Source organism: Chryseosolibacter indicum, from assembly GCF_018598585.1.
Taxonomy (GTDB): domain Bacteria; phylum Bacteroidota; class Bacteroidia; order Cytophagales; family Cyclobacteriaceae; genus Chryseosolibacter; species Chryseosolibacter indicus.
Window position 1 is genome coordinate 46,872 of record NZ_JAHESD010000020.1, and the last position, 17,485, is coordinate 64,356.

General features: G+C 38.6%; 11 protein-coding genes. 3 read left to right on the forward strand and 8 right to left on the reverse strand.

The window, feature by feature from the left end:
• Window positions 1–13 precede the first annotated feature (13 nt).
• Window positions 14–1,876: a T9SS-dependent choice-of-anchor J family protein gene (locus KK060_RS10890; protein ID WP_254153758.1), complete on the reverse strand. Its 1,863-nt coding sequence runs from the start codon at window positions 1,874–1,876 to the stop codon at window positions 14–16.
• 110 nt (window positions 1,877–1,986) lie between these two features.
• Window positions 1,987–2,550 carry an RNA polymerase sigma-70 factor gene (locus tag KK060_RS10895; protein WP_254153759.1) on the reverse strand — a complete coding sequence of 188 codons (564 nt, stop codon included), beginning with the start codon at window positions 2,548–2,550 and terminating at the stop codon, window positions 1,987–1,989.
• A gap of 276 nt (window positions 2,551–2,826) precedes the next feature.
• Between KK060_RS10895 and KK060_RS10900 the strand changes: the two genes are divergently transcribed.
• Window positions 2,827–3,627, forward strand: a complete 801-nt coding sequence (locus tag KK060_RS10900; RefSeq protein ID WP_254153760.1) for a sensor histidine kinase — start codon at window positions 2,827–2,829, stop codon at window positions 3,625–3,627.
• Entirely contained in the window at window positions 3,621–4,040 is a 420-nt protein-coding gene (locus KK060_RS10905) for a sensor histidine kinase (RefSeq protein ID WP_254153761.1), read from the forward strand. Before KK060_RS10900 ends, KK060_RS10905 begins: the two co-directional genes overlap by 7 nt.
• An 80-nt stretch (window positions 4,041–4,120) precedes the next feature.
• Here KK060_RS10905 and KK060_RS10910 read toward each other — a convergent pair whose 3' ends face one another.
• Window positions 4,121–6,565, reverse strand: a complete 2,445-nt coding sequence (locus KK060_RS10910) for an ABC transporter permease (RefSeq protein ID WP_254153762.1) — start codon at window positions 6,563–6,565, stop codon at window positions 4,121–4,123.
• Window positions 6,566–6,829: 264 nt separating this feature from the next.
• Between KK060_RS10910 and KK060_RS10915 the strand changes: the two genes are divergently transcribed.
• Window positions 6,830–7,321 (forward strand): DinB family protein, encoded by a 492-nt coding sequence (locus tag KK060_RS10915; RefSeq protein WP_254153763.1) that lies wholly within the window; start codon window positions 6,830–6,832, stop codon window positions 7,319–7,321.
• Between the two features lie 9 nt (window positions 7,322–7,330).
• Here the strand turns inward: KK060_RS10915 and KK060_RS10920 are convergent, their stop codons facing one another.
• From KK060_RS10920 to KK060_RS10940, 5 genes are all read right to left on the reverse strand, one after another.
• A complete protein-coding gene (locus KK060_RS10920; protein WP_254153764.1) occupies window positions 7,331–10,111 on the reverse strand; it encodes an outer membrane beta-barrel protein in 2,781 nt (926 codons plus the stop codon).
• Window positions 10,112–10,282: 171 nt separating this feature from the next.
• Window positions 10,283–11,743, reverse strand: coding sequence for a family 8 glycosyl hydrolase (locus KK060_RS10925; RefSeq protein WP_254153765.1), 1,461 nt, complete (start codon window positions 11,741–11,743; stop codon window positions 10,283–10,285).
• Between the two features lie 160 nt (window positions 11,744–11,903).
• Window positions 11,904–15,137 (reverse strand): PAS domain S-box protein, encoded by a 3,234-nt coding sequence (locus tag KK060_RS10930; protein WP_254153766.1) that lies wholly within the window; start codon window positions 15,135–15,137, stop codon window positions 11,904–11,906.
• Between the two features lie 293 nt (window positions 15,138–15,430).
• Window positions 15,431–15,883: a hypothetical protein gene (locus tag KK060_RS10935; RefSeq protein WP_254153767.1), complete on the reverse strand. Its 453-nt coding sequence runs from the start codon at window positions 15,881–15,883 to the stop codon at window positions 15,431–15,433.
• A gap of 3 nt (window positions 15,884–15,886) precedes the next feature.
• Entirely contained in the window at window positions 15,887–17,335 is a 1,449-nt protein-coding gene (locus KK060_RS10940) for a GMC oxidoreductase (protein ID WP_254153768.1), read from the reverse strand.
• Between the last annotated feature and the right edge of the window lie 150 nt (window positions 17,336–17,485).

Consider the following 17,485-nt stretch of genomic DNA (forward strand, 5'->3'; position numbering starts at 1 on the left):
AGCGATGACTATCTTATTTTGCAATAACCAATATTTTTCCTGTATAAGGTCTAGGGCTTCCTTGCACGACGATTGAATATGTGCCTGAAGGGAGATGTGAGACATCTAAGGGGAGGCGCTCATAACTTCCTGAAGTTAATGAACCTTTGTCACTTGAGTGAACTACTCTACCCATGATGTCAATAACATTTAAAACTACCTTTGCTGGTCTTTCTAAAAACAGGTCTGTGTATACAATTCCGTTTGATGGATTAGGATAAAGAGCTATAAACTTCATGGGATGAGGACTTTCAACACCAACAGGTGTGTTAAAAGAGAAATCCATATGAATGACACCATTTGCAGCATTAGGATCATCAGGACCTGCAGCCTCGCCCGTTACACGGATATAATAATCAGAACCTGCTACAACTTCAAAGTTGCTTATCCTGGATTGAAATATCTGTGATAATTCATCTATATCTTTACTGCAAGCAAGTTGGTCTAGATTCTTGTCTTGTATAAGTAGTAATGTATTAAAATCACAATCAGATAGATCGACTGTAATCATTCCGTTGGCAGGTGCCTTAAAATGCCACCATACTGAGTTTGAACCATCCATTCTTGATTCACCTGAACAATAAGCTAATCTTTCGAATTCTGTTTCATAAGTTGCTCTATAATTGTAGGATCCATAGCGAGCAGGAATAGAAGATGGTTGAAGTTCTATAGCATCTGCATAATTATCATTTACAGGTCTACGTGGAACTATCGGATGTACTACAGTAATCGATGAGGTTAACGTTGCATATTCCTCACCATTTACCACAACCTTCTCAAAGGTGGTGCCCACCTCCGGAAAAGGATAGATAAGATCATTTTCATTGGCTTCAAGGGTATAAACAAGCCAGAAATATGTATCTCCTTGTTCGAGAACCTGATCACCCTCAATAACGAATTTACTTTCCGGATCTGTTACTGTTCCAAATATATCGGCATCTACCACTCCTTCGTCTTCAATGGTCGAGATAAAGGATACATCGTAAGTAGTGTATAATTTTGCTTCCTTTATTTTTATCAGCGGAGACGTTTCTGGTGTAGTAAAAGTTAAAGAAGTAATATTGGCTGTACCGTTGTCACCTGCCGCACGAACAATAAGCCCCATAATAATAGTAGTTTTTGAGTAAGCTAGTCTTACCACATTGGTATAGGCACCAAATATCTCTGCACCATTAAATTGCATTTGCTGCATTGGTCGCACCCATACATTATCTAAGTACCAATTTTCTGTTGGTGGCTGAAAGTCGGGATCCTCGCTCTCACCCGTGACGGGATTCTTATGAACAAAGGCTATATAAATAGGAATACCTTGGTAAGCTGAAAGGTCGAGAAATAATCTGTCCTTATAAATATATCGAGGAAATTCTGTTTCATTCCAAATGGCAAGCGTTTCCGTAAAATCTGACCGATTAGAAGAAGCCGTTGAAATACGTACTTCAAAGGTTGAACCGAGGTCCTCCAAAAGTTCCTGACCAGAATCAAAAATAAGGTAATCATTATATGCGGGGGTAATCTGCGGAGTAACTAACCAATCCTCATCAATTTGTCCTGGAAGTGCATACTCAACCCCACTTGTCATTACTTTAGGTCCAAAGAACCCGTATGTACTACGTATCCAATTATTGCCACTTCCTCCTCCTAAAGAGTACCATTTCCATCCTTCTGGCACTTCCCCCAACGGAGTATCGTCAAAACTTTCATAAAAGGTAGCATTTTGACCGCTAACATCTAATGATAACTGCAATACTGCAGCGGTCATAAGTACGGTCAGGAAGCTTTTATAACACCTTCTTAATACTGATATTAGAACAAGATTGGCAATAGAGATTTTATCCATAGTTACCCCCAGGTAATTAGTTTGGCTTAAATTGTTCCTGAGACAGGAAATCGGAAGACAACCCCTAAAAAGTTTCTGAAAAAATTTTAGGCTGAAGGCTTACAGGCTGGCTAGTATCTTAATAAAAGGAAAACCAGAAGGGTTATAAGCGACTGAAGCAAACGTTTTAAAGCAATGGATATTTGGGCTTCAACTGTTTTCACAGAGATCTGAAGTTGATTTGAAATAGCTTGATTTGAAAGTTTATTCATCCTGCTCAACACAAAAATCTCACGGCATTTTTGTGGTAGTTTGTCGATGGCCTTCATGAGTAATTCTTCCTGCTCTGCTAATATCAAGTTCTCAAGTGCGTTCTCTGTTGAGAGGACCGCTTGACTGTAGTTCTGCATTCGACGTTGCTTAACTTTATTCGTTTCCAAATAATTCAAACATGCATTTTTTACACTTTGATATAGGTACATCTTCAATGAAAATGTAATCTTTAGTGAGTTGCGCCTATACCAAAAACGCACAAAAAAATCTTGAACTACTTCTTTTGCCTCCTCAATATCCGCTACATATTTTAAAGCAAAAAGGGTTAATGGCCTGTAGTATTGATCAAAGACGAACTTAAAAGCGATTTCATCTCCTTCGCTAATCCCATGAACCAGTTCATCTTCAGAATACTCTTTCACTCTTTAATCATCTTATTCAATAAAAAGAAGGTTTTAAAGGTTAAATTATCAAATTCTTGAATATCTGTAATAAAATATTTTTTTAAATAAAACATAAATAAGACAGCGCGCTCGCACGTGGGGAAGGACTAAGTCAAAAGTGAAGTATTAAGAAGTTAATTAATTCCTATCAACTCTCACGTGTGTTCTAACCTGTAATTCTCCTTTGTTGTTATATGGATTTTTTTATATTTGAGATACCTTCTCTAAAAGTAACTATGCTATTAAATTCAGACTATGAATGCAGAATCAATGAGGCTTTTAGTGAATACGGTACAGGAGCTCTCACTTGCGAGAAGTCTTGATAGCGTGATAGAAATTGTACGATTTGCAGCAAGACATTTAACGGGAGCTGACGGCGCTGCCTTTGTTTTACGCGATGGTGATCGTTGTTTTTATGCCGATGAAGATGCCATTAGCCCATTATGGAAAGGAAGTCGTTTCCCGATTGATAGTTGCATCAGTGGTTGGGCTATGCTCAATAGGCAGCCCGCTGTCATTGAAGATATTTACCTTGACAACAGAATTCCTCACGATGCTTATCGCCCTACTTTTGTTAAGAGTCTTGCTATGGTTCCCATCAGAACCCTTGCTCCTATTGGAGCCATTGGAAATTATTGGGCAGAGAAACATATACCCACTCAAGAACAAGTTGCAATTCTGCAATCTTTAGCCGATATCACTGCCGTAACTATAGAAAATATTAATGTGTACAACGAGTTAGAGCATCGTGTAAAAGAAAGAACAGCTCAACTCGAAATCGTAAATCAGGAGTTATTATCACTTAACCAAGAGCTTGAAGCATTTTCATATTCTGTTTCTCATGATCTGCGAGCCCCACTACGATCGATTCTAGGTTATTCAGATATTCTCAAAGAGGAAAGTTTTGAAAACCTAACAGCTGAAGGAAAAGGTGCCCTTGAAACCATTCAACAGAATGGAAATAAGATGAACAATCTTATTAATGACCTTCTTAAATTTTCAAAACTGGGAAGAAAGGAACTGAGAAAACAGATATCAATACAAATGTCTTGGTAAATGAAGTCATCCGGGAGCTAAAGCCATCCTCGGACAGGATTAAATTTCTTATTCACGACATCCCTACATCTTTTGGTGATTATGCTTTGCTTAGTCAGGTATGGTTGAACCTGATTTCAAATGCAATCAAGTACTCCAGTAAAAAAGGTTCACCTGTAATAGAGATTGGGTCTTTCAGCAACCAAGGTGAAGATGGTTTTTGTATTAAAGATAACGGTGCCGGATTTGATATGAAGTATGCTGATAAGCTATTTGGTGTTTTTCAACGCCTTCATGGCATGAAAGATTTCGACGGCACCGGTATTGGCCTTGCCCTTGTTAAAAGAATTGTAAATAAACACGGAGGAAGAGTATGGGCGCATGGAGAACCCGGCGTTGGGGCCACATTTTATTTCACACTCCCCAATTTATAACACAAGAAGAGGCTGTCCCATAAGTTATTGAACTTTTTGAAACAGCCTTCTTTCCCATATTATTCTCTTAGATCAAGAGCTTATTCAGATCGTAATATTTTAGCCGGATTAATATTTGCGCCTCTCAAAATCTGCAGACTTACAGTACCCAGCGCTATTACACTTAAAATAACAATTGGAACAACAAACAAGTCCCACTGGATGCCTATCCGAAAGGCAAATGTACCAAGCCATTGATCAACACCGTACCATGTTAATGGTATAGAAATCAAACATGCAATTAATACGAGTTTAAAAAACTGCCACGACAATAGCGACATGATGCTTCGTGTTGACGCTCCCAATACTTTTCTTATTCCTATTTCTTTTAACTTTAATGTGGTAGTAAAAGAGGCTAAACCCCACAAACCGAGACATGCAATGATAATTGCCAGTACGGCAAAAAGACTAAATATCTTAGCAAATTGTTGTTCATCTTTATACTGTTTGTTAAAGAAGTCATCAAGGAAATAGTAATTGAATGGATTACCGGGAAAAGCTTCTTTAAACAGCGCCTCTACTTTACTAATGGTTTCAGGCATGTTTTTACTTTCAAGGTGAATTGAATAATTCCTTCCTGCAATGGTATCTGCTTTTAATAGCCACGGAGAGTGCTCAATCTTCAGCGAGTTCCAATGATAATTCTTTAAAACACCCAGAATAGCTACAGTGTCACCACCTAACACAATACGTTCCTGAAGTGCATGCTCGGCATCTCCTAAGCCAAAAGATTTAAGCGCCGCTTCATTTACCAAAACTGATTCCATATCAGAACGAATGGCAGGGTTAAAGTTTCTTCCTGAGAGAATCTTTATTCCGTATGTTTCAATAAAGTCCGGATCTACCCAAACAACACTTCCCCCTTTGTTCTCTTCACGAGGTGCGCCGTCTCTTCTCATACTTGTTCCCCAGTTATACCCGCCACCAGGAATAGACGCCGATGTTGCTACTTTGCGTACCCCAGGTACTTCAGCAAGCTGGTTTTTAAAGGTCGTTAATCGGGCTCTTCTTTCTTTACCTGTTTTCCAATCTACAACTTTTGGTCCGTCTACAATAAGCATCTGCTCCATGGTGAGGCCCTTATCCTGGCTGCGCATAAATATCACTTGCCTGTAGATAGTAAAAGTACCGGCAATAAGAATTAATGATGAAGCAAATTGAAATACAACTAATGCTTTCCGTAGTGAGAAACCACTCGTTAAATTCTCTACCTTTCCCTTAAGCACCTGCGTGGTGTTAAAAGAAGAGAGTACGAAAGCAGGGTATGCGCCAGAGATAAGCGACCCTGTAACAAATAACCCAAACAGGATAAGCCAGAATCTATAATCTGCAAAATCAAATCTTAAATTCTTATTTACTATTTCACCAAGCACAGGCAGTAACGCAAGCGCTATCAGCACGGCTAATACAACACCGAGCAGATTAACAAGCACCGATTCACTAATGAACTGCCAAACTAGCTGGCCTTTGACTGCTCCTACAGCCTTCTTAATACCTACTTCACGCGCTCTTTCCATCGCCCTCGCTGTAGAGAGGTTAATGTAGTTGATCCACGCAATAGCAAGAATGAAAACTGAGATAATAATAAAGAAGTATATAGAATTAATGCTTACGGTGGGGCTTGATTCAAGATCTAGCCCAGGGCTAAGATGAATATCAAGAATAGGCTGAAAATTAAAGACCACTTTCCCGTTGGACTCAGCAAGTTCCTTACCCCGATACTTTTCAACAAAAGCCGGAATCTTTGCTTCCACTGATTTTATATCAATACGGTCGTGAAACTGAACATATGTTATAAAGTTATTCCATCCCCAGCCATCTTTATCCTGTTGGTATTGTTCGCCTTTTAACAGATTATGTATTGGAAAGAGAAAATCAAAGTCGAAATGTGAGTTTTGCGGCACCTCTTTTAGTACTGCAGTTACTTCATAATCTCCATCCGCCCACCCTCCGGAAATCTGAAACGTCTTCCCTAATGGATCTTCTTTACCAAAGTACTTCGTAGCAGTTTCTTTTGTTATTACAACGGAATTGGGGTTATCAAGAGCTGTATTCAGGTTGCCTTGAAGAGCTTCATAAGTAAAAACATCGAAAAAGGTGGAGTCGGCAAACTGCATATTATCTTCCTGGAAGATGGAAGGATCACCCTCATTTCTTTTATATGCCGCTACAGCGCCTCCATACATCGGATGCGTACGGACATACGTCTTTACTTCCGGGATATCAGAAGCGAGAGAAGGTCCGAGTGCATACCCTGAAACAACATTAGTACCTCGTAGCTCCCCGTTCTGAAAATAGGTTGTAGTGTTTCTATAGATTGTTTCCGCCTTTTTGTGAAAGCGGTCATAGCTTAATTCAAAATCAACATACTTAAGGATAACAAGACACACGGCTACACCAATAGCAAGACCGAAAATATTGATGAACGAATACAATTTCCTTTTCAAAAGGTTCCTGAGCGCGAGGGTAAAGAAGTTTTTAAGCATGATGGTTACATTATGTTCTTATGATGAACTTTCTCCAAATTAAGTTGTATCATTTACAATAATTATTCTTTGCTGTCGCAAGTCCCATAAAAATGTATCCAAACTGCATTTCTGCGTATTGAACTGTAATTAATAACATTGACCAGCCCAGGTATTACCTTCAAAATAAAAAAAGGTTACAAAATATTTTAAGTAGTTAAACCCTGCTGACATACGCTTGTCACACGTTCATCGCTTCTTTGCTTCATAATTAACAATAAAGCAATGACACAACTTGAAGCCTTACGTCGGGAATTTGAAAAGGAAGCAATCACTACAAGAAAGATGTTAACCCAGGTTCCAACAGATAAATTTAACTGGCAACCCCATCCTAAAAGTATGACCATAAAAAGGCTTGCAGCCCATATAGCTGAACTTCCTACCTGGATAGGTATGGTCTTTAACACGGACGAGCTTGATTTTGAGAACAACCCTTATCAGGTAGAAGATGTAAATACTACTGCGGAACTGTTGGCTTATTTTGAAAAGTCAGTTGAAGACGGTCGCAAGCATCTTAAAGACGGTAAGGAAGAAGTTTTAGATAAACCTTGGACTTTGCGTAGCGGGAGCACTATATTCAGCATTGATCCCAAACGCGATGTACTGAGAATGGCTTTCAGCCAAGTTATTCATCACAGAGCGCAACTTGGAGTTTATCTACGACTATTAAATATACCCATACCAGGAAGCTATGGTCCCAGTGCTGATGAACTATAGAAATTCTAATTAACGACGAGAATTAAAGTTGCCCAGCCTATAGGTAACCGTAAATAAGAAGTACCGGGTAAGTACATTGCTCTCCCGGTCTTCTATAAAAGTCTCAGTAATGTCACGGCTAATGCTGTTGTTCTGATTAAGAATGTCAAAAGCATTTAACTTAACCTCCAGCGATTGATCTTTCAGGAATTTATATCCCAAGCCTGCATTCCAATACCATATCGATTGATCAAACTGCGCTGACAAACCGTTATACATAATGGTGTTAAGATTGCTTGAAAAAACAAATCCTTTCCAAAAGATCCAGTTTAGCCGAAGGTTCAAATTCTGGTTTAAATAGTTATTATCTGATTGCTGCTGAAGCGAATTCTTTACAATAGTATAATTTGCAGTATAGCCGACTGTAAAATCTATTTTCTCATTAATGTTACTGCTAATAATAATACCCTGACTGATTCCATAATTGCGAGCAAGGTTCTGAGCTCCATTAATAAGTGTAGGGATTCGATTATAGTTTAAACCTGAAGTAAAATTAACATTTGACTTGATTACGGAAAGAGGGATGCCATAGGTGATCATTGTTCTTGCGTTTTGATACCCATCTACATTAACAGGAAAAGATAACTGTGTACCTCGTGTTAACGTAATACCATTTACAACTGTGTCTTTAACTGCTATTATAGACGTGTTGGTAATATAATTTTGTGTGAGTCCTGCATTTACCATTACCAGAAGACTAGATGACGCATTCGGATTTGTGTTACCATAACGAATGGTGACATTGTGACTATAGTCCTGCGACAAATCTGGATTCCCTGTTCTCAAAAACAAGGGATTCCTGTTATCGATTACGTTCTGCAATTGCGAAACAGAAGGTGCATTAGTAGAAGACCTATATTGAATTCGCACATTTTCTGTTGATGTGAATTTATAATTTAATGAAAATTGTGGCAACACGTTGCTAAAAGAACGGTCTACAGAAAAGACGTAAGGAAAAGATTGATCACTAATTAGTCGCGCCTGCTGATAATTTAAACCGGTGTTAAAATTGAGCTTTTTGTTGTTGTACCTGTAGCTTACACCTCCACGTTGCGTAATATATTCGTTATCAAAAGTGTTGGAGAGTAAACTATCAAGTACAGTATAGGTTTCAGTAGAAGAGGCATAGTTAAAAGTTTTCTTATCCGTCTTACTATTCCTATAACTTGGTGAATAATTTAATTGCAACTGACCGCGTTTGCCTACAGGCTCTGTAAATGCCAGGTTAGGAGATATAGACCAGGTATCGGTGAAATTATCTGACTGCTGATCTCGTACATTTGTTTCACCTTCTTCCATCTCATCATCCATAGAAAACAGGGAGGTATTTCCTTCTCTATTATTTATCTCTGTATTTATTCCTACAGAAAGTGATCTTCCTCTTTTTTTGAATCGATGCCTAAACAGTACATTATTGGCAAAATTGTAACCGCTATTGTCTGCATTGTTCTGGTTAGTCAACATTCTCGAAAAATTACTTTGCACTCCCGAATAGCTGCCATTAAGAAGAGAACGTGCATCATTTTGTTGGAAACTAAGACGAGGTGTTATAACAAGAGAGTTTGCTGAATCAATGGAATACTCCAGTCTGCCGTTGAAACGATGGTTGTAGTTCTTGCTGTTAGAGCGATCACTTTCCCGATAGACCAAGCCACTATCAAGAGCAGTAATATAAAGCCTGTTCAGGTCGGTAATCCGCTCGTTTTCGGAAGCGTTGAAGAAGTAACTTCCACTAATTTTCATTTTCTTACCCCACTCATCACTATAATTTAAGCCAACGGAATGTGTTGTAGATATTCCATTTTGCTGACCAACAGAAAAATTGTTCTCACCTCCACCGCGTTGGCCGCCTCCGCGGTTGCCGCGTCCTCCTCGGCCACCTCCACCGGAAGTATTCATAACACCTAGCAAATCTTCACTGCTAAAATTTTGCTGATTGACATTATTAGAAAGGCCGACAAGAGAAAGTCTGCTAGTGCCCTTAAAAGCATTGATGTTTCCTCCTGCAGAATAAAGACCGTCCTGACCTATGCCTGCATACACTCTTCCAAATTGTCCATTGTTCATTCCCTTCTTTGTAACTATATTCACAGTCTTCCTTGTTTGTCCGTCATCAAATCCGGAAAACTGTGATTGCTCACTCATCCGGTCAAATACTTCTATTTTATCAATAATTTCCGCAGGCAAGTTCTTTAACGCAAGTGCTGCATCATCTCCGAAAAATTCCTTTCCGTCTACCAATACCTGTTGTACAGTTTCTCCCTGTACTTTAAGACCTGAATTGTCCGATGTCATTCCCGGCATCTTTGCAATTAAATCTTCAGCAGAGGCATCGCGGTTTGTTTTAAAAGCATTGGCGTTATATTGAACCGTATCACCTTTTTGTTCTACCTGTATTGCGTTCCCGGCTATTTCAACACTTTTTAAGGTTGTTGTTCCCTGTGACAGTTTAATATTTCCAAGATCTATTGAAGCACCTCTTATATTCACTGCGACTTTTCGTGAAGAATAACCCAAATAAGAAATACCGAGTACATAATTACCTTCTGAAATATTATTAAACAAAAACTTTCCTTCTACATCTGTGACAACTCCGCTGCGTATAGTTGTGTCCTGGGCAGGATATAACCATACGGAAACTCCTATGAGAGAACTACTATCTGAACTATCTTGTATTTTTCCTGATACAGAAAAGTTTTGAGCAAAACCAACGGAACATAGTAACGAGAATAAACATGCTAAAATCTTCATCACTGAACTATAAATAAGGTATGAAGATTAAAACAAAGATTAAGCCAGACAAGCAATTAGATTTCCAGCAGTATTAGACCGATACAAAAGGCAAAAAAAAGAAGTCAGATAAAAATGAAAAACTACCAGGATATACGTAGGTCATACCCTAATTAGCAATTAGAGCCCTAACTACTTCTTTAGCGGATCCCAAAATTTACCACTCAGTGTAAACAAGTATAAACATCTGGTATTTAAGTTGAACCAATAAGTATCGTTTAATTTGCTCAATTCCTGGCCAAACGTGTTCACCGTTGTCTGGCTGTTTGCCATGGCTGCAACAGCAAATCCGCCTAGAAAAGCACTATTCAAGCCGTTGGTGCCTCTTGGCGTTCCATTAAGCTCGTATCCATCAACGATCTTTGAAGGTCCAACCAGAGAGGCCCAGTTCGATATTTTCCTTGACCAGGCTTCTGCTTTATCGTTTCCATTCCAGAGATAATCTAAAGTTATTCTCCAGGGCGCACGACATGCGTCGTATCCATAGTGTCCTGCTCTATTATTGGGGCCTGGAGTTCCTGTTGCTGTCTGCCAATCCGGAACCAAACCAGTAACAGGATGTGCGCTTGCGTTTAATGTAATATAGGTATCATCTGCTAAGTTATTCCATGTGTTATCACCAGTAACTTCAGCAAACACACGGAAGAATGCAGGTGTGTGATACATAATATCCATTTCCTGACAACCTCCCCAGGCTATATTATTATAACCCGGACCAACGATTAACACACTTTGGTCGTTTACAGAACATTCTTTTACCAAATTGTCTCTGATTATTTTCAGAATGGATTTCGCAGCATCGAGGTAGGATGGTGCATCCCATTGTTTATACGCTACAATAAGGGCAAAGGCAACATCAAGATCGCCATCTGTAGCACTACCCGGATCGATTATTCCATTACAAGTAACAGACCACGCCATCATATTTTTAGCTTGTGCTGTACGCTTACTATTATAAAACCTGTGGATGCCATCAAACGTAGCCCTGTCTTTTGCATAGGCCGCGAGCAACATTCCAAAACCTATCGCTTCAACCTTTGTTTCCGTTGAAGGGTCTGCTACTACTCTTAGTCCATCACTACATGTAACAACCATTAGCCTTTTCCATCGGTCATATTCGCTCATAGCAAGCGTAGAAGAAATGGTTGAGGGCAAAAATCCGTAAGCGTAAGGTGTGATTGTTCCCGAATCATCAGATTCCGAAATTACGATGGTCTTTCTCACCGTTTGGTCCTTGGTATCAACATTCCAATCTATAGAACCTATTACATTATAATCTCCTGTAGCAGTCTTTTCTAATGCTGTAAAATAAACTACCTCTCCATTCTTTAAAGAAGTTAAAGTACTCATATCAAAGTTTGCAATACCATTCACATCAGTAACTGCAGCCTTTAAAGCATTTGTTGCGTTACTTCCCTCAGCTTCCAAAGGAGTGGCTTTTAATAAGTAAACATTAATTGATGGCTGTGCAACACCTGCTGTATTCGTTACCTTGATTTCTACGTCACTAATATTTACATCATCTTCTTCTTTATCACAACCCAAAATCAAAAAAACGGGAAACAACAAAAGATAAATGGCCATCTTCTTCATATCTATTTCGAAAGGTTAAAACATCATTCCGCACAAGAGATTGCATTTCGGCAATCTATACAATGTAATGATTTGTTTTTCGATTATCAAGAAGTGAAGAGAATGGAATTATTGATTTATAAAGTTGTGCAACATTTTCATTGTGTAAGTTCGACAAGCATTATTCAGCGACAGCAGGAAACCTTATTATAAAAACTGAACCTTTACCTACACTGCTTTCAACGTCTATGGCTCCATTTAACGCATCTACCTGCGTTTTTACCAAAAATAATCCAAGTCCTTTGCCTTCTACTTCAAGATGAAAGCGCTGGTAAAGCGTAAAAAGTTTTGCACCATATTTTTTCAAATCAATTCCCTTACCATTATCGGAGATTGAAAAGCCATAACCTTCACTATTTTTAAACGTTGCTAGTCGTATTATCAGCTTGCGATTGGTAACCTTATATTTTATTGCATTAGAGATAAGGTTATATATAATGCTGTAGAAGTAACTTCTTATAACAAAAAACTCATCTATTGCATGTGAATCAATAGATACGTCAGAGTCAATATCGCATAATTGCCCTTCAAATGACTGTATAATTTCCCTTGCAATCTTTGAAAAAGATATCCATTCTCTTTGCTCAACATAGTTATTCCGGATATCAAGAATCTTATTTATATCCTTAATAACATCATCGAGCCTGCCTACAGTTTTATGAAACATTTGAAGCAATCCCTGAACCTCCTTATTCATTTCATATTGATCTATTATTTGAAAGAGGCCAAGCATTGAGGCAACCGGACCTCGAAGGTTATGAGATGCTATGAAGGAGAACTGAAGCAGCTCACTGTTTTGATTAAGAAGTTGTTGGAGAATGATATTTTTGTCAGCCTCCGCATTCTTCCTTGCAGTAATATCACGAAAATTAGTTACGATGCCATTGACATTTTTCTTATCCAATAGATTTACTGCCGTACCCTCCATCCATTGGTAATGGCCCTGCCTATGTTTCGATCGGAACTGAATATAGAATAAGTGCCCGGGGTTTTCAAAAAGACTTGCAACAAATGATTCAAACGCTACTTTGTCGTCATCATGCACCAAGGTTAATCCACCAAGTTCCAAAAACTCCTCTATACTATAACCTGTAATTTTAGTTACGCCAGGACTCACATACACAAGCTTGCCTTTACTATCCGTAAGGCCTATAATATCCTCTGTGTTTTCTACCAGCGCACGAAAACGTTCTTCGCTTTGAACAATTTTCTCCTGAGCATTCTTCTGTGCCGTTATATTATGAGAGGTTATACAATATCCGATCTGATTATTCTGGTCTGTTTTAACCGGAGAAACAGATACATTAAACCATTGTGTTAAAGAATCTTTTTCATATTCGGTATTGTATCTGACAATGTTACCTAATTCTACTTGAGTAAGTACATCTCTAAATCTCTGCTTATAATCATCGCGCACGTATTCAAAAATATTCTTACCTTTTTGAATCTCTTTACCCAATAAGTCCTTCGAGAATTCAAAAGACCCTCGGTTAAATGTTACTATCCTAAAATCCTTATCAAGCAGCGTAAATAAATCGTCTGTATTTTCAAATATGGACTTTAGGTTTGCCTCATTTTCTTTTTGCACAGTAATATCAACGGAAATGATACAAACATTTGTAATTACATTATTGGTATAAATAGGTTCGTACCTTAGCAAATGGGTAATAATTCCATGTGATGAAGGAAACGTAGCTTCCGCCTGTACAACCTCACCTGACAAAGCGCGCAAAAAGTACTGCCTTGCTATTTCACTCCTTTCTTTCGTTGTTACCTCCCACAAATACTTTCCCACTTCAGGTTGCTTTCCTGTAACCTTAGACATAAAGTTTTTAAAGGAAACATTAAATAGAACAACCTTCCCAACTTTATCCATCAGAAGGATACCTTCGTGCGTATTTTCAAAAATAATGTTCAGGTTCTTCTGAAATGTCTCAACCTCTTCTTCTGTCTTTTTCTGGGAGGTGATATCAGTGATAAAACCATCCTCTCTTATTGGCTTACCTTCACTGTTTCTTACAATCTTGCCTTTATAGTAAAGCCATCTTATTCCTTTTTCTTTATCCAATATTCTGTATGTGGCTTCCGATTTACCGTAATACTCAAGTAGTCGCTCCGCAGTTTCAATCATCAATTTATCATCTGCCACCACACCTTCAAACCAAAACTTTCTGTTATTCAACAATTCATTATATGGCTTATTAAAAATCCGTTGTACAGAACGGCTCATATAGTTTTCATTCTTACCGGTTAGGTCAAAGGACCAGATGATGTTATCACTGGAATCCAGAACGCGGTTAAGCTGTTCATCCTTTTGTCTTATAATTATGTCTGACTGTGCTTTAATAACTTCATTTGCAGCAACAAGACTTTCATTTAAAGAAGCCAGTTGATTATTGCGCTCATACAATTGCTCATTTGAGGTAATCAGCTCTTCATTAAGTGCTGCAACCTCTTCGTTAGCCTCCTTAAGATTAACGTTTAGAATAACTACCTCTTCTTCCTGCTTCTTGCGGACCAGATCTCTTTTATTGAGAATAACCATGCTAATCGAAAGAACGAAAAAGAATATCAAGGTAATACTTACGACCAATAGCGATACACCAAACTCCGTTGAAAATAACCCAAGCCAATGTCCCCATAACCTAATGTAGCCAAGCAATAACGGAACTACCAAAGTAGTAGGTAACAACAGTCTGGCCAATCTGCTCCCTTCGTAAGCTCCTGTGAAATGGTGCATTAGTCCTTTATCAGGAAAGTAAAGTAGAATAGCCAGCCCTATACAGGTAAAACAAATGGCTGAGCGGATAGACATAGGGATATAAGGAATATGACCATAAAATTCAGGCACGTTATAAATGTAACCCAATATCGAAAACCACGATACGATAAGAATTACAATAGAAAGAGCCTGCGTTACTTTAGCATACTTACTATCTCTTATCAGGAGCAACGAAATACCCAAAAGAATAAAATTAAAAGCAGAGCTTGGAGCAAACTGTCCATACGATTCTCTGAGAGCCGGAGCTGCAGAAAGTCTGAGAAACTCGTCTATGTAATTAAATACCGGGACTAGTTCATTAAAAAGTTTTAACAGCCCTATCACTATAGCGGTTATTGATAGCACTTTGGCTAATGAATAGTTTCGAGGTGAAGATTGAGTTCTGATGAGTAATAAAGTAATAGCACATAAATTAAAAGTAATAGCCGCAACAGGATTCATGGCGATGATCCCTTGATCAGGTCCTAATAAAAAAGAAATATCAAAGATCCACCCAATAAGTGATACGGACGAAACAAAGATAACTACCAGTGTAAAGTAAAAGGTCCAGCTTTTCAATTTCTCACCTGACATATCAGTACTAATTACAAGACGAAAAACCCATCTATCAACTCATGGGCTAGAGCTAATAAATGGGCTTGCTATAAAGTTAGAAGAGAAGTCGATAAATAAAAATTATACTGACAACAAACTTCTATAATGTTATAGAAATCAGTGTTGCTGGTATTACTTAGATTGATTTTAAATATATGTCAGACGTAAGACATTAGATGCTATTTTAAAACAGAACCCGCAATAGCACCACTTATAGTTAACATAGCCGTTTAGTAAAAATGTTATTTACACTATGTTCAGTTTTTATCAGCTCAGGTAATATTAGGATAATATAGATTTGAAAAGGGATTACCACATGGATAATTATAAGGCGTAAATATTCTTCCGCTGTACTTTACTTCGTCATTGTCTCCCAGTTTTTCCCAGAAGTAATTGGTTGAAAGTAAAAAGTTGCCAGTTACTATTGATCGAAGCTCTGTATACAGTCCCTCATAAGGCAGGGGGAGCCCAAGCGGTTTAAGACGAGAGTACGCAGCAAGAAATTTCCATTTTTTATCACCAAAGCGAAAGGGGTCGTGCTTCACCACATCCGCCGCATACCGCTTTATGTCTTCCTGTTTCACGTTGAGCTGGCTTACGTCTTCCTTTACCATAGAAACAATAAGTTTTTCCATTCCAGGTAATGTAACACCAAACGCGCCAACGGATAAGACGAGACCCGCGGCACTTGCTCCTGTAATAGCCAAAAATTTTCTTCTCTTCATAAACTAAAACATTAAGTCGGCACTTCTTAGGGACAAAGCAGCTATTGTAAGTGAAGGGTTAGCCGCTGTTATTGAAGGAAAAGAACCTCCGCCCAACACAAAAAGATTTCTATATTGATGGTGAATAAGCTTGTCATCTACTACACCTGTTGCAGCGTCTTTACTCATGCGTGTAGTGCCCAGGATGTGGTACTCAGACTCCATGTATTCTTCATCTATCGTAAGCGATTCTACCGGTAGCGGAGCTAGGATTTTGTTCAGATCCTGAAGCACCCTTTTTCTACCTGCATCTACGTAAGCCGATTCATTTACGAAATTGATTTTAGGTTTAAGCCTGTCTTCTGAGAGACTTACAAAGTTTCGGTCTTCAGGCAGATCCTCAAAAACAAATTTAAACCTTGCCATATTTCTCCATTTGCCATGTTCATTGCGAATGAAGAAACCATTATGACTTTCAACCATAATTGACGCATGCTGCTTACGGAATTCACCGTCATATAACATATAGCCATTCGCAGTCATCGACGAACTACCTCCTACATTAGGAAAATTATCAAGGTATACAGTTACAAAGAATCCCTTCTGCTCACTGATTCCCTTGCCTGTATATCGATTGCTATCATTGGAGGCAAGCAGAATATGGGCATTAAAAATAGCGTTAGCACCCAGTGCTACAAGCTCTCCTTCAACTTCCATTTCTTTACCTTCCTGTTCAAAAACGACTTTCTTTACCTGATCATTTTGAAACACCAGTCCTGTTACCTGCGATTGATAAAGAAGTTCTATTCGCGGGTCTTCGTAAAGTGAGCTAAACGTATTCTCTATTGTAAACTTCGCATTTGTTGGACACAGAGAGCACGAGTAGCTTGTACAACACACACCTCTTTTCGCTGCTACAGTACTTGCGCGTGCGGTAGGCTGACTAAAATACAGCTCCTCTCCAAACTTCCTTTGCATGGCTCTGTCTACAGTAGTTAAAACGTGCGGTGGCAAAGGAAACGAACCTTTCTTTGGATAAGGTGTTTTGTCGGGTCCGGAAATAGACATTAGCTTCTCGGCCTCATCGTAGTAAGGATCGATATCATCGTAACCAATAGGCCAATCCTGGGCTACGCCGTACAAAGTCTTTGTCTTGAAATCATTGGGCATGAAACGGAGTGCTACCCCCCACCAGCAGTTCGACCCACCTCCAAAATTAGGTTCGAAAACCCAGGGCTTAATGGTGTCAGGATTCGAGATGCAGTCCTTATATCCCTTTACTTCCTTAATGTAATCCAAAACCTCACCCTTTCTATACTTTATTCTGTCAGTATAAGGATATCTGAGGCCTCTTTCAAGGACGAGGATTTTTTTATCCTGGCCATTTTTTTCAAGGTATCTCTTAAGAAAAAATGTTGAAGCGAAACCTGTCCCTACAACAACTAAGTCATATTTACTTTGTTTAGGCTTCATGCATGAGGGTGCTTTTATGTGAATTATATGTTCTACTTTCAGACAAAATCATTCTAATGGCAATCAATGAGCGATAGAGTTATTTATTTTTTGAGAAAAAAAATACACAGATTAATATATATGAAGTTGTAGCTTCTGCCTCTATATCGA